At 52.6% G+C, this 13,721-nt stretch carries 17 protein-coding genes; 14 read left to right on the plus strand and 3 right to left on the minus strand.

Features of this window, described 5'->3' with window-relative positions; genetic code table 11:
• Nucleotides 1-189: 189 nt before the first annotated feature.
• Nucleotides 190-501: a monooxygenase gene (locus ACLJTG_RS22775; protein WP_000047689.1), complete on the plus strand. Its 312-nt coding sequence runs from the start codon at nt 190-192 to the stop codon at nt 499-501.
• Between the two features lies 1 nt (nt 502).
• Here the strand turns inward: ACLJTG_RS22775 and ACLJTG_RS22780 are convergent, their stop codons facing one another.
• Together ACLJTG_RS22780 and ACLJTG_RS22785 are read right to left on the minus strand one after the other, a co-directional pair.
• Complete coding sequence (locus ACLJTG_RS22780; RefSeq protein WP_001054032.1) at nt 503-724, minus strand: LysR family transcriptional regulator; 222 nt, start codon at nt 722-724, stop codon at nt 503-505.
• Nucleotides 725-886: 162 nt separating this feature from the next.
• Nucleotides 887-2,794: an ABC transporter ATP-binding protein gene (locus tag ACLJTG_RS22785; RefSeq protein ID WP_114707339.1), complete on the minus strand. Its 1,908-nt coding sequence runs from the start codon at nt 2,792-2,794 to the stop codon at nt 887-889.
• 265 nt (nt 2,795-3,059) lie between these two features.
• On the opposite strand from ACLJTG_RS22785, the gene kefG reads away from it, so the two are divergent.
• The 4 genes from kefG (at nt 3,060) to slyD (ending at nt 6,311) form a co-directional block, all read left to right on the plus strand.
• Nucleotides 3,060-3,611, plus strand: a complete 552-nt coding sequence (gene kefG / locus ACLJTG_RS22790) for a glutathione-regulated potassium-efflux system ancillary protein KefG (RefSeq protein ID WP_000081820.1) — start codon at nt 3,060-3,062, stop codon at nt 3,609-3,611.
• A complete protein-coding gene (kefB, locus tag ACLJTG_RS22795) occupies nt 3,611-5,416 on the plus strand; it encodes a glutathione-regulated potassium-efflux system protein KefB (protein WP_000398133.1) in 1,806 nt (601 codons plus the stop codon). Before kefG ends, kefB begins: the two co-directional genes overlap by 1 nt.
• Nucleotides 5,417-5,425: 9 nt before the next feature.
• The gene (locus ACLJTG_RS22800) at nt 5,426-5,626 is read left to right on the plus strand and encodes a YheV family putative zinc ribbon protein (RefSeq protein ID WP_001007735.1); all 201 of its coding nucleotides are present in this window, start codon (nt 5,426-5,428) and stop codon (nt 5,624-5,626) included.
• Between the two features lie 94 nt (nt 5,627-5,720).
• Nucleotides 5,721-6,311 (plus strand): peptidylprolyl isomerase, encoded by a 591-nt coding sequence (gene slyD, locus ACLJTG_RS22805; RefSeq protein WP_000861341.1) that lies wholly within the window; start codon nt 5,721-5,723, stop codon nt 6,309-6,311.
• Nucleotides 6,312-6,499: 188 nt separating this feature from the next.
• Here slyD and ACLJTG_RS22810 read toward each other — a convergent pair whose 3' ends face one another.
• A complete protein-coding gene (locus ACLJTG_RS22810) occupies nt 6,500-6,718 on the minus strand; it encodes a protein SlyX (RefSeq protein WP_001152701.1) in 219 nt (72 codons plus the stop codon).
• 219 nt (nt 6,719-6,937) lie between these two features.
• Here ACLJTG_RS22810 and fkpA point away from each other — a divergent pair, with 219 nt between their 5' ends.
• The 9 genes from fkpA to ACLJTG_RS22855 form a co-directional block, all read left to right on the plus strand.
• The gene (gene fkpA / locus ACLJTG_RS22815; protein WP_000838227.1) at nt 6,938-7,756 is read left to right on the plus strand and encodes an FKBP-type peptidyl-prolyl cis-trans isomerase; all 819 of its coding nucleotides are present in this window, start codon (nt 6,938-6,940) and stop codon (nt 7,754-7,756) included.
• Nucleotides 7,757-8,032: 276 nt separating this feature from the next.
• Entirely contained in the window at nt 8,033-8,755 is a 723-nt protein-coding gene (locus ACLJTG_RS22820) for a transcriptional regulator (protein ID WP_000091471.1), read from the plus strand.
• Complete coding sequence (tusD, locus tag ACLJTG_RS22825; protein ID WP_001268012.1) at nt 8,755-9,141, plus strand: sulfurtransferase complex subunit TusD; 387 nt, start codon at nt 8,755-8,757, stop codon at nt 9,139-9,141. Before ACLJTG_RS22820 ends, tusD begins: the two co-directional genes overlap by 1 nt.
• Nucleotides 9,141-9,497, plus strand: a complete 357-nt coding sequence (gene tusC, locus ACLJTG_RS22830) for a sulfurtransferase complex subunit TusC (protein WP_000820705.1) — start codon at nt 9,141-9,143, stop codon at nt 9,495-9,497. The genes tusD and tusC overlap by 1 nt, the downstream gene beginning before the upstream one ends.
• 7 nt (nt 9,498-9,504) lie before the next feature.
• Nucleotides 9,505-9,792: a sulfurtransferase complex subunit TusB gene (tusB, locus tag ACLJTG_RS22835; protein WP_000903400.1), complete on the plus strand. Its 288-nt coding sequence runs from the start codon at nt 9,505-9,507 to the stop codon at nt 9,790-9,792.
• Between the two features lie 125 nt (nt 9,793-9,917).
• A complete protein-coding gene (gene rpsL, locus ACLJTG_RS22840; RefSeq protein ID WP_000246815.1) occupies nt 9,918-10,292 on the plus strand; it encodes a 30S ribosomal protein S12 in 375 nt (124 codons plus the stop codon).
• Between the two features lie 95 nt (nt 10,293-10,387).
• Entirely contained in the window at nt 10,388-10,858 is a 471-nt protein-coding gene (rpsG, locus tag ACLJTG_RS22845; RefSeq protein ID WP_001138042.1) for a 30S ribosomal protein S7, read from the plus strand.
• 96 nt (nt 10,859-10,954) lie between these two features.
• On the plus strand, nt 10,955-13,069 hold the full coding sequence (fusA, locus tag ACLJTG_RS22850; RefSeq protein ID WP_000124693.1) for an elongation factor G: 2,115 nt from the start codon (nt 10,955-10,957) through the stop codon (nt 13,067-13,069).
• A 71-nt stretch (nt 13,070-13,140) separates the two neighbouring features.
• A partial coding sequence (locus ACLJTG_RS22855; RefSeq protein ID WP_072194561.1) for a GTP-binding protein occupies nt 13,141-13,721 on the plus strand: 581 nt, incomplete at its 3' end.

Here is a 13,721-nt window from a genome sequence, read left to right on the forward strand (position 1 = left end):
CAGATTAGTCAATATGTGATTTTACGTTCAATTGGTCGTCTGGCGAAATAAAATTGCGCCTCATTTCACCAGAGGGGGCGGTATGCAAGGCGCGCGCAATACCCCACAGAAATCGCGTGAACCCCTGCATCAGCCGAATTAATCGTGGTAGTGTGGCAACACGATAGTTATGTGACTCAAGGAGAAGGCATGTCGAAGACACTTTTACAGATCCATTTTAACTTTAGCGGCCCTTTTGGCGAGGAGATGACTCAGCAACTGGTCGGGCTGGCGGAGTCTATCAATGAGGAGCCGGGCTTCATCTGGAAAATCTGGACAGAAAGCGAGAAAAACCAGCAAGCTGGCGGCATTTACTTGTTTGAATCCGAAGAAACGGCGCAGGCTTATATTAAAAAACACACTGCGCGTCTGAAAAATCTTGGCGTTGATGAGGTGACGTTTAAATTATTTGGCGTGAACGACGCGCTGACGAAAATAAATCACGGCAACCTTTGCCGCTAAATCACATAACGCAGGCTTCTGTTCCGGTGCTGCCGACCGCAACGGTAACCTTTATATCGGGACGAGTACCGAAGAGGCCTTTATGGACGAACAGCGGACCACGAACGTTCTCTTCCAGCGTGTGCAGCGCCTCGGCGGTGCGGGCGATGTTACCCTTCTCCACAAGCATCATGAAGATAGTGAGCTTGCGGAAGGTAATGTCATCGGTGATAGACAGGTTCATCGTCCGCCCCGTGCGTTAGAGCCTATCCCAGTAGGCGTAATTGTTGAAGCCAGTTTGGGGCCGGACAGCGCGCAGAAACCGGAGCGTACACATAGTACGTGAGGATTTCGAGCACTGCCCGGCCCTAAAATGGCGAATAAAATAGCCTAATGGGATAGGCTCTTAGTCGTTCTGCATCATCTGCTCAAGCTGCTCCTGCGCCTCAAGCCATGCCATTTCACATTCTTCCAGCCCGGATTTGGCGCTGGCCTGCAGTTGCAGGCACTCGGTCATCTCCGCTTTACGGCTTGGGTCATACAGGCTGCTGTCGCCGAGCTTCTCTTCCGCCTGCGTTAACTGGGCGTTGAGCTTTTCCATCTCTTTTTCCAGACGGGTAATCTCTTTACGCAGCGGTTGCGTCAGAGTGCGTAGCTCGGCTTCGCGACGCTTCTGATCTTTGCGTGACTGAGCGCTGTTGGCGTTGTTTTCCTTCGGCGCGTTGTCGGCCTGGTTTTCCTGTTTCTGCACGTCGCTCAGCCATTGCTGATAATCCTCCAGGTCGCCGTCGAACGGTTCGACCTTTTTGTCGTGAACCAGATAGAGGTCGTCAGTGGTGGAGCGAATCAGGTGGCGGTCGTGCGACACGACGACCAATGCGCCTTCGAAATCAATCAGCGCTTCGGTGAGCGCCTGACGCATGTCGAGATCCAGGTGGTTGGTCGGTTCATCGAGCAGCAGCAGATTTGGACGCTGCCAGACGATCAGCGCCAGTACCAGGCGCGCTTTCTCGCCGCCGGAGAAACGTTGCGTCTCTTCCGTTACTTTGTCGCCCTGGAAACCGAAGCCGCCGAGATAGTCGCGCAGCTTCTGCTCCAGTTCCTGCGGCGCCAGACGCGCCATATGTTGCAACGGGGATTCATCGGCGCGCAGGAACTCCAGTTGGTGCTGGGCGAAGTAGCCGAGCTTAATGCCTTTGGCGAGGCCGATTTCACCGTGCAACGGTTCCAGTTCGCCCGCCAGCAGCTTGATCAGCGTCGATTTCCCCGCGCCGTTGCGACCCAGCAGGCCGATACGCGAGCCTGGCACCAGGTTCAGCTTGATGGATTCCAGAATGATGCGATCGCCATAACCTGCGCTGACTTTTTCCATCTTCAGCAGCGGGTTTGGCAGGCTTTCCGGCGCGCGGAAGCTGAAATGGAACGGGTTGTCGACATGAGCCGGCGCAATCAGCTCCATACGCTCCAGCATCTTGATACGGCTTTGCGCCTGCTTGGCCTTGGTGGCCTTGGCGCGGAAACGGTCGATGTAGCTTTGCAGATGCGCCACACGCTCCTGCTGACTCTCATACATCGCCTGCTGTTGCGCCAGGCGCGTGGCGCGCTGAACTTCAAACGCGCTGTAGTTGCCGGTGTACTCGAACAGAGTCTGCTGTTCGATATGGATAATTTTATCCACTATCGGGTCAAGAAAATCGCGATCGTGGGAGATCAGAATCAGGGTGCCCGGATAGCTCTTCAGCCATTTTTCCAGCCAGATAACGGCATCCAGATCGAGGTGGTTGGTCGGTTCGTCGAGCAGCAGTAAATCGGAACGGCAAATCAGCGCCTGGGCCAGGTTAAGGCGCATCCGCCAGCCGCCGGAAAAGTCGCTGACCGGACGTTCCAGCTGATCGTTAGAGAAGCCGAGACCGTGTAGCAGGCTGGCGGCGCGCGAGCGAACGGTCCATGCGTCGATGGCGTCCAGCTTGCCATGTATGGAGGCGATAGCATGTCCGTCGTTACGTTCGTTGGCGTCGTTAAGCTGTGCCTCCAGATGCCGGTATTCACGGTCGCCGTCAATGACATACTCAATCGCTGGCTGAGGCAACGCAGGTGTTTCCTGATTCACCCACGCTAATTGCCAGGTTCCGGGCAGGGTAAAACTCCCGGCATCGGCGCTGATTTCATTTTTTAGCAATGCCAGCAGGGTAGATTTACCGCAGCCGTTTTTACCCACCAGGCCGACTTTCTGGCCTGGATTAATGGTAGCCGAGGCATTGTCCAGTAGGACGCGCACGCCGCGACGAATTTGTAACGAGGAGAAAACAATCATAAGGCGCCGTATGTTCAGACTATGTTAATTTATCATTATGATAATGTAATATTCGGGCGTACCGCCGCGCTGGAGCGCAATGGTAGCTCAAAACAACAACGATACACAAAATCATTCAGGCCGCCTTTGGTGAGGGACAAGAATATCTCTCATTAATCCCCAGCGGCGGACATAGAGTACGTTCCTGAGTTGAACAAACGCTGTCAACGTAGAAGCGGCCTGAAGAATGGCATGTATCGACCCAAAACAACCGGGAGGGGGATTGATGTCTCAGCCAGCGAAAGTCTTGCTGTTGTATGCCCATCCGGAATCTCAGGACTCGGTTGCTAACCGGGTACTGCTTAAACCGGCCATACAGCACAATAACGTAACCGTGCACGATCTTTATGCGCGCTATCCTGATTTTTTTATCGACACGCCCTATGAACAAGCCCTGTTACGTGAGCACGACGTCATTGTTTTTCAGCATCCCCTTTACACCTATAGCTGTCCGGCTTTACTGAAAGAATGGCTTGATCGCGTTTTGAGTCGGGGGTTCGCCAGCGGACCAGGGGGAAACCAACTGGTGGGAAAGTACTGGCGTAGCGTGATTACGACCGGCGAGCCGGAGAGCGCTTACCGGTATGACGCGCTAAACCGCTATCCAATGAGCGATGTACTCCGCCCTTTTGAACTGACCGCGGCCATGTGCCGGATGCACTGGATGCCGCCCATTATTGTGTACTGGGCGCGCCGCCAGTCGCCGCAGACGCTGGCCAGTCATGCGAAAGCCTATGGCGAGTGGCTGGCGAATCCTGTGAGCGCGGGAGGCTATTGATGGAAGGTGCTGATTTATTGACCGCGGGAGTGTTGTTCCTCTTCGCGGCGGTAGCGGCGGTGCCGCTGGCCGCGAGGCTGGGCATCGGCGCGGTGCTAGGGTATTTGCTGGCGGGAATCGCCATCGGTCCGTGGGGGCTGGGATTTATCAGCGACGTTGACGAGATCCTGCACTTTTCCGAACTGGGCGTCGTGTTTCTGATGTTTATCATTGGTCTCGAACTCAATCCGTCCCGGCTTTGGCAACTGCGGCGCTCTATCTTCGGCGTCGGCGCTGCTCAGGTGCTGTTAAGCGCGGCGGTGCTTGCGGGATTATTGATGCTTGCTGATTTCTTATGGCAGGCGGCGGTCGTCGGCGGGATTGGCCTGGCGATGTCTTCGACGGCGATGGCGCTACAACTGATGCGCGAGAAAGGCATGAATCGTAGCGAGTCCGGGCAGTTAGGGTTTTCCGTCTTACTGTTTCAGGATTTAGCGGTGATCCCCGCGCTGGCGTTGGTGCCTTTATTGGCGGGATCGGCCGACGAGCATTTCGACTGGTTTAAAGTGGCAATGAAGGTACTGGCCTTCGCGGTAATGCTGATTGGCGGTCGTTACCTGTTGCGCCCGGTATTTCGTTTTATTGCTGCGTCCGGCGTACGGGAGGTTTTCACTGCCGCGACGCTATTGCTGGTGTTGAGCGCCGCTTTATTTATGGATGCGCTGGGACTGTCGATGGCCCTGGGAACCTTCATTGCCGGCGTTTTACTGGCAGAGAGCGAATACCGGCATGAGCTGGAAAATGCTATCGATCCCTTTAAAGGTTTACTGCTTGGGCTGTTCTTTATCTCCGTCGGTATGTCGCTAAATCTCGGCGTACTTTATACCCATTTACTGTGGGTGGCGGCGAGCGTTGTTATTCTGGTCGTCATAAAAATGCTGACGCTGTATCTGCTGGCGCGGTTATATGGAATAAGAAGTTCTGAACGGATGCAGTTTGCCAGCGTGCTGAGTCAGGGGGGCGAGTTCGCTTTTGTGCTCTTTTCTACCGCCTCTTCTCAGCGCCTGTTTCAGGGCGATCAGATGGCGTTATTATTGGTGACTGTCACATTATCAATGATGACCACGCCGCTACTGATGAAAGGGATTGATAAGTGGTTATCGCGCCGTCTTAATGGCCCGGAAGAGAATGATGAAAAGCCGTGGGTTGAGGATGATAAGCCCCAGGTGATTGTCGTCGGCTTTGGCCGTTTTGGTCAGGTGATCGCTCGCTTATTGATGGCGAATAAGATGCGTATCACCGTGCTGGAACGCGATATCGGCGCCGTTAATCTGATGCGCAAATATGGTTATAAAGTGTATTACGGCGACGCTACACAAGTCGAGCTGCTGCGTTCTGCGGGCGCGGAAGCGGCGGAGTCGATAGTCATCACGTGTAATGAACCGGAAGACACGATGAAGCTGGTGGCGCTGTGTCAGCAGCATTTTCCTCATCTGCATATTCTTGCGCGAGCGCGTGGACGTGTGGAGGCCCATGAGTTATTACAGGCTGGTGTCACGCAGTTTTCCCGTGAAACGTTTTCCAGCGCGCTGGAACTGGGACGTAAAACTCTGGTGTCGTTAGGTATGCATCCGCATCAGGCGCAACGCGCGCAGTTGCATTTTCGTCGGCTGGATATGCGAATGTTGCGGGAGCTGATCCCGGAGCATAGCGACATGGTACAGATTTCGCGCGCCAGAGAGGCCCGACGCGAGCTGGAGGAGATTTTTCAGCGCGAAATGCAACAGGAACGGCGCCAGTTGGATGGCTGGGATGAATTTGAGTAGAGGTGAACAATGGCAATCCGTAAACGTTTTATTGCAGGCGCGAAATGTCCGGCCTGTCAGGCGCAGGATACAATGGCGATGTGGCGTGAAAATAATGTCGATATTGTTGAATGCGTTAAGTGCGGGCATCAAATGCGGGAAGCGGATAAAGACGTTCGCGAGCATGTTCGCAAAGAAGAGCAAGTGATCGGGATTTTTCATCCGGACTAGCGATATGCCGCAGGTTTTTTTAAGCTAAGGGGTACACGGCTGCAGAATTCCGCTACAATCTGCGCCACTATTCTTCCCATGCTCAGGAGATATCATGAAAGTAGCAAAAGACCTGGTGGTCAGCCTGGCCTATCAGGTACGTACAGAAGACGGTGTGTTGGTTGATGAGTCTCCGGTGAGTGCGCCGCTGGATTACCTACACGGTCACGGCTCCCTGATCTCTGGTCTGGAAACCGCGCTGGAAGGCCATGAAGTTGGCGACAAATTTGATGTCGCTGTTGGCGCGAACGACGCTTACGGCCAGTATGACGAAAATCTGGTGCAGCGTGTGCCTAAAGACGTCTTTATGGGCGTTGATGAACTGCAGGTAGGGATGCGTTTCCTGGCGGAAACCGACCAGGGCCCGGTACCGGTAGAGATTACCGAAGTGGAAGACGATCACGTTGTGGTTGATGGTAACCACATGCTGGCGGGTCAGAATCTGAAATTTAACGTAGAAGTTGTTGCGATTCGTGAAGCGACTGAAGAAGAACTGGCTCACGGTCATGTTCACGGCGCACACGATCACCACCACGATCACGGTGAAGACGGCTGCTGTGGCGGTCATGGTCATGACCATGGTCACGAGCACGGCGGCGAAGGCTGCTGCGGCGGTGGTGGTAAAGGCGGCTGCGGTTGCCATTAATCCCCGTCGTCTTTCAAGCCACCGCGGTGTTGGCTACGCTTTCAAACCCCGGTCACATAGTTATCTATGCTCCCGGGGAATTTTCAAGCTTGCCGCCTTGCTGTGACTCGAAATCCTTAGGGTATTATCATTGGTTCGATAAATCATCGGGCACAAAAAAAGCGGGTTAACCCCGCTTTTTTTTCGTCTCAGTAATGCGGCGGTGGCGTTTCTTCTGCCTGAGAGGCGATATTTGACGGCTGACTGGCTTTTAACTTTTCCGTGAGCAAACGCAGATGATCGCGCAGCTTCGCCATCTCCATTTCATGTGCGGTTACCGTCAGGTTTAGTTCTTCTATGGTAATCTCCTGGAACGCCAGACGGCTTTCCAGTTCAGCCAGACGAGCTTCCATCGTGATATCCTGCATGATGTACCTCTTTATGTTGTCTCCGTCGGCGGATTCTACTTAACTTTACCGGCTTTCACAGCAACCATTACGCGCCCTACGAAACTAATTTAAACAAAAAGAGTCTGAAAAGAAGTGATAATAGGGCGTGTTCGTATGTTGATTTGTTCTGCAACGATTTATAGTACGCTTCTTACGTAAGTTAACATGGGGCGAGATGCCCCGGCCCTGGAGATATGGATGAAATCACTGTTTAAAGCCACGCTGCTGGCAACTACGATGGCCGTTGCTATGCACGCACCGATCACTTTTGCTGCTGATGCGGCGAAACCGGCAGCTACCGCTGATAGCAAAGCAGCATTTAAAAACGACGATCAAAAAGCGGCTTATGCGCTGGGCGCCTCGCTGGGTCGTTACATGGAAAATTCGCTTAAAGAGCAGGAAAAGTTAGGCATCAAACTGGATAAAGATCAGTTGATTGCCGGCGTTCAGGATGCCTTTGCCGATAAGAGCAAACTGTCCGATCAGGAAATTGAGCAAACGCTGCAGACGTTTGAAGCACGCGTGAAGAGCGCTGCTCAGGCGAAGATGGAAAAAGACGCTGCCGATAACGAAGCAAAAGGTAAAACGTTCCGCGACGCTTTTGCTAAAGAGAAAGGCGTGAAAACCTCCTCTACCGGCCTGCTTTACAAAGTAGAGAAAGAAGGCACAGGCGAGGCGCCGAAAGATAGCGATACCGTTGTGGTGAACTACAAAGGTACGCTGATCGACGGTAAAGAGTTTGATAACTCTTACACGCGCGGCGAACCGCTCTCCTTCCGTCTGGACGGCGTTATCCCTGGCTGGACTGAAGGGCTGAAAAATATTAAGAAAGGCGGCAAGATCAAGCTGGTTATCCCACCTGAGCTGGCCTACGGTAAAACGGGCGTTCCGGGTATCCCGGCGAACTCCACCCTGGTATTCGACGTAGAGCTGCTGGATATCAAACCAGCGCCGAAAGCGGATGCTAAACCTGCCGATGCGGCTGACGCTAAAGCCGCAGATGCTGCTAAAAAATAAAAACTGAGAGCCGCCGCTTGTAATAGCGGCGGTTTTTTTTATTCAGGCCGGATATATTACTCACCATAATTTGATTTGCGGATAACGGCGCTTGCGCTGGTCGTTAAGGGCGAGACCGTAGGCTGAATGACCGCCAACGCACACGTAGTCTGAAATAGCCGAGCAAATTAGTACTGGAAAGAGGAACCCTCACTGTATTAATTTAATCATCCGCGTAAATAATGAGCCTGCCCTGAAAACATAACGACAGGCTCCTGAAAAGGAGTGTTTTTTTTCATGTCCAGGTCGCTTTTAACCAACGAAACCAGTGAACTTGATTTGCTGGATCAGCGTCCCTTCGAGCAAACCGACTTCGATATTCTGAAATCCTACGAAGCGGTAGTGGACGGGTTAGCGATGCTTATAGGTTCCCATTGTGAAATCGTATTGCACTCTTTGCAGGATCTAAAATGTTCTGCCATTCGTATTGCCAATGGCGAACATACGGGCCGTAAAATTGGCTCGCCGATTACCGACCTGGCGTTGCGCATGTTGCACGACATGACAGGGGCGGACAGTAGCGTGTCGAAATGCTATTTTACGCGCGCGAAAAGCGGTGTCTTGATGAAGTCGTTGACGATTGCCATTCGCAACCGCGAGCAGCGCGTCATTGGTCTACTGTGCATCAACATGAATCTTGATGTGCCATTTTCACAGATTATGAATACCTTTATTCCGCCGGAAACGCCGGAAGTCGGCTCAGCGGTTAATTTTGCCTCCTCAGTCGAAGATTTAGTCACCCAGACGCTGGAGTTCACGATCGAAGAAGTGAATGCCGATCGTAATGTCTCTAACAATGCGAAAAATCGTCAGATCGTCCTTAACTTGTACGAAAAAGGCATTTTCGATATTAAAGACGCCATTAACCAGGTAGCCGATCGTCTGAATATCTCAAAACACACGGTTTACCTCTATATTCGCCAGTTCAAAAGCGGCGATTTTCAGGGGCAGGATAAATAATGCGTTATGCCATTATGGTCACCGGGCCGGCATATGGCACCCAGCAGGCCAGCAGCGCATTGCAGTTCGCCCACGCGCTGCTCAATGAGGGGCATGAGTTAGCCAGCGTCTTTTTCTATCGGGAAGGTGTCTATAACGCCAATCTCCTGACCTCGCCGGCGAGCGATGAATATGATCTGGTACGCGCCTGGCAGAAATTGAATACGCAGCATGGCGTAGCGCTGAACATCTGTGTCGCGGCGGCGCTTCGTCGCGGTATTATTGATGAAACTGAAGCCGGCAGACTGGGGTTGCCGTCCGCCAATCTTCAGCCGGGCTTTACGCTAAGCGGCCTGGGCGCGCTGGCGGAGGCTTCTCTCACCTGCGATCGGGTGGTGCAGTTTTAATGAAACGTATTGCATTTGTCTTTTCCACCGCGCCGCACGGTAGCGCCTCAGGTCGTGAAGGGCTGGATGCGCTGCTGGCGACGTCAGCGCTAACGGAAGCGCTGGGCGTCTTTTTTATCAGCGACGGCGTCTTTCAGTTATTACCAGGACAAAAACCAGACGCTGTGCTGGCGCGTGACTATATTGCTACTTTCAAGCTCTTTGATTTGTACGATATTGATCAATGCTGGATCTGCGCGGCATCGCTGCGCGAGCGTGGTCTGGAGAACGTTAATTTTGTGGTAGACGCCACGCCGCTGGAACCCGTGGCGTTACGCCGCGAGCTTGGCAACTATGATGTCATCCTAAGATTCTGAGGCGTTTATGCTGCATACCTTACCTCATTGCGCTTCGAGCGTTGATTTTCCCGCTTTGCTGCGCCTGCTAAAAGAGGGCGATGCGCTTTTGTTGCTCCAGGATGGCGTTACCGTCGCGATTGAAGGTAACCGCTTCCTTGAAAGTCTGCGCGATGCCCCCATAACGGTCTATGCCTTGAAAGAAGACATTGACGCCCGCGGCCTGGGTGGTCAAATTTCAGACAGTGTCGTCAGGGTTGACTATACTGAGTTTGTCAGACTCACGGTTAAGTATGCCAACCAGATGGCCTGGTGATGGCGGGATCGTTGTATATTTCTTGACACCTTTTCGACACCGCCCTAAAATTCGGCGTCCTCATATTGTGTGAGGGCGTTTTATTACGTGTTTACGAAGCAAAAGCTAAAACCAGGAGCTATTTAATGGCAACAGTTAACCAGCTGGTACGCAAACCACGTGCTCGCAAAGTTGCGAAAAGCAACGTGCCTGCGCTGGAAGCATGCCCGCAAAAACGTGGCGTATGTACTCGTGTATATACTACCACTCCTAAAAAACCGAACTCCGCACTGCGTAAAGTTTGCCGTGTTCGTCTGACTAACGGTTTTGAAGTGACTTCCTACATCGGTGGTGAAGGTCACAACCTGCAGGAGCACTCCGTGATCCTGATCCGTGGCGGTCGTGTTAAAGACCTCCCGGGTGTTCGTTACCACACCGTTCGTGGCGCGCTTGACTGCTCCGGCGTTAAAGACCGTAAGCAAGCTCGTTCTAAGTACGGCGTGAAGCGTCCTAAGGCTTAATGGTTCTCCGTTAAGTAAGGCCAAACGTTTTAAATTAATGTCAAACTAAACTCGTAGAGTTTTGGACAATCCTGAATTAACAACGGAGTATTTCCATGCCACGTCGTCGCGTCATTGGTCAGCGTAAAATTCTGCCGGATCCGAAGTTCGGATCAGAACTGCTGGCTAAATTTGTCAATATCCTGATGGTAGATGGTAAAAAATCTACTGCAGAATCAATCGTATACAGCGCGCTGGAGACCCTGGCTCAGCGTTCTGGTAAATCTGAACTGGAAGCTTTCGAAGTCGCTCTCGAAAACGTTCGCCCGACTGTAGAAGTTAAATCCCGCCGTGTAGGTGGTTCTACTTATCAGGTACCAGTTGAAGTCCGTCCGGTCCGTCGTAATGCTCTGGCAATGCGTTGGATCGTAGAAGCTGCTCGTAAACGCGGTGATAAATCCATGGCTCTGCGCCTGGCGAACGAACTTTCTGATGCTGCAGACAACAAAGGTACTGCAGTTAAGAAACGTGAAGACGTTCACCGTATGGCAGAAGCCAACAAGGCGTTCGCACACTACCGTTGGTAATCCCTTCGGAGTCATAGTCACCAGGCGGGCGCTTCAGGTAAGTCGCCCGTTTTGGATAACTTAACTGAACGCCTAAAGATATCAACGAGGAATCAAATGGCTCGTACAACACCCATCGCACGCTACCGTAATATCGGTATCAGTGCGCACATCGACGCCGGTAAAACCACTACTACCGAACGTATTCTGTTCTACACCGGTGTAAACCACAAAATCGGTGAAGTTCATGACGGCGCAGCTACCATGGACTGGATGGAGCAGGAGCAGGAGCGTGGTATTACTATCACCTCCGCAGCGACTACTGCATTCTGGTCTGGTATGGCTAAGCAGTATGAACCGCATCGCATCAACATCATCGACACCCCGGGGCACGTTGACTTCACTATCGAAGTAGAACGTTCCATGCGTGTTCTCGATGGTGCGGTAATGGTTTACTGCGCAGTTGGTGGTGTTCAGCCGCAGTCTGAAACCGTATGGCGTCAGGCAAACAAATACAAAGTTCCGCGTATTGCGTTCGTTAACAAAATGGACCGCATGGGCGCGAACTTCCTGAAAGTTGTTGGTCAGATCAAAACCCGTCTGGGCGCGAACCCGGTTCCGCTGCAGCTGGCAATTGGTGCTGAAGAAGGTTTCACCGGCGTTGTTGACCTGGTGAAAATGAAAGCCATCAACTGGAACGATGCCGACCAGGGCGTTACCTTCGAATACGAAGATATCCCGGCTGACATGCAGGACCTGGCTAACGAATGGCACCAGAACCTGATCGAGTCCGCCGCAGAAGCTTCTGAAGAGCTGATGGAAAAATACCTGGGTGGTGAAGAACTGACTGAAGAAGAGATCAAACAAGCTCTGCGTCAGCGCGTTCTGAACAACGAAATCATCCTGGTAACCTGTGGTTCTGCATTCAAGAACAAAGGTGTTCAGGCGATGCTGGATGCGGTAATTGATTACCTGCCATCCCCGGTAGACGTACCTGCGATCAACGGTATTCTGGACGACGGTAAAGATACTCCGGCTGAGCGTCACGCAAGCGACGACGAGCCGTTCTCTGCGCTGGCGTTCAAAATCGCTACCGACCCGTTTGTGGGTAACCTGACCTTCTTCCGTGTGTACTCCGGTGTGGTTAACTCTGGTGATACCGTACTGAACTCCGTGAAAACCGCACGTGAGCGTTTCGGTCGTATCGTTCAGATGCACGCCAACAAACGTGAAGAGATCAAAGAAGTTCGCGCGGGCGACATCGCGGCTGCTATCGGCCTGAAAGACGTGACTACCGGTGACACCCTGTGTGATCCGGAAAACCCGATCATTCTGGAACGTATGGAATTCCCTGAGCCGGTAATCTCCATCGCGGTAGAACCGAAAACCAAAGCTGACCAGGAAAAAATGGGTCTGGCTCTGGGCCGTCTGGCGAAAGAAGACCCGTCATTCCGCGTATGGACTGATGAAGAATCTAACCAGACCATCATCGCTGGTATGGGTGAACTTCACCTGGATATCATCGTTGACCGTATGAAGCGTGAATTCAACGTTGAAGCTAACGTGGGTAAACCTCAGGTTGCTTACCGCGAAGCGATTCGCGCGAAAGTTACCGACATCGAAGGTAAACACGCGAAACAGTCTGGTGGTCGCGGTCAGTATGGTCATGTTGTTATCGACATGTACCCGCTGGAGCCGGGCTCTAACCCGAAAGGTTACGAGTTCATCAACGACATCAAAGGTGGTGTAATTCCTGGCGAATACATCCCGGCCGTTGATAAAGGCATCCAGGAGCAGCTGAAATCTGGCCCGCTGGCGGGTTATCCGGTAGTTGATCTCGGTGTGCGTCTGCACTTCGGTTCTTACCATGACGTTGACTCCTCTGAGCTGGCGTTTAAACTGGCTGCGTCTATCGCCTTTAAAGAAGGCTTTAAGAAAGCAAAACCAGTTCTGCTTGAGCCGATCATGAAGGTTGAAGTAGAAACACCTGAAGAGAATACCGGTGACGTTATCGGCGACCTTAGCCGCCGTCGTGGTATGCTCAAAGGTCAGGAATCTGAAGTTACAGGCGTTAAGATCCACGCTGAAGTACCGCTGTCTGAAATGTTCGGATATGCAACTCAGCTGCGTTCTCTGACCAAAGGTCGCGCATCGTACACTATGGAATTCCTGAAGTATGATGATGCGCCGAACAACGTTGCTCAGGCCGTAATCGAAGCCCGTGGTAAATAAGCCGCAGGGTTAAAAACCAAAATCCCGTGCTCTCTCCTGAAGGGGAGAGCGCTATAGTAAGGAATATAGCCGTGTCTAAAGAAAAATTTGAACGTACAAAACCGCACGTTAACGTCGGCACCATCGGCCACGTTGACCACGGTAAAACTACCCTGACCGCTGCAATCACCACCGTACTGGCTAAAACCTACGGCGGTGCTGCTCGTGCATTCGACCAGATCGATAACGCGCCGGAAGAAAAAGCGCGTGGTATCACCATCAACACTTCTCACGTTGAATACGATACCCCGACCCGCCACTACGCACACGTAGACTGCCCGGGGCACGCCGACTATGTTAAAAACATGATCACCGGTGCTGCTCAGATGGACGGCGCGATCCTGGTTGTTGCTGCGACTGACGGCCCGATGCCGCAGACCCGTGAGCACATCCTGCTGGGTCGTCAGGTAGGCGTTCCGTACATCATCGTGTTCCTGAACAAATGCGACATGGTTGATGACGAAGAGCTGCTGGAACTGGTTGAGATGGAAGTTCGCGAACTGCTGTCTCAGTACGACTTCCCGGGCGACGACACTCCGATCGTTCGTGGTTCTGCTCTGAAAGCGCTGGAAGGCGACGCAGAGTGGGAAGCGAAAATCATCGAACTGGCTGG

The organism is Salmonella sp. SAL00672 (assembly GCF_046552175.1).
Taxonomy (GTDB): Bacteria; Pseudomonadota; Gammaproteobacteria; order Enterobacterales; family Enterobacteriaceae; genus Salmonella; species Salmonella enterica.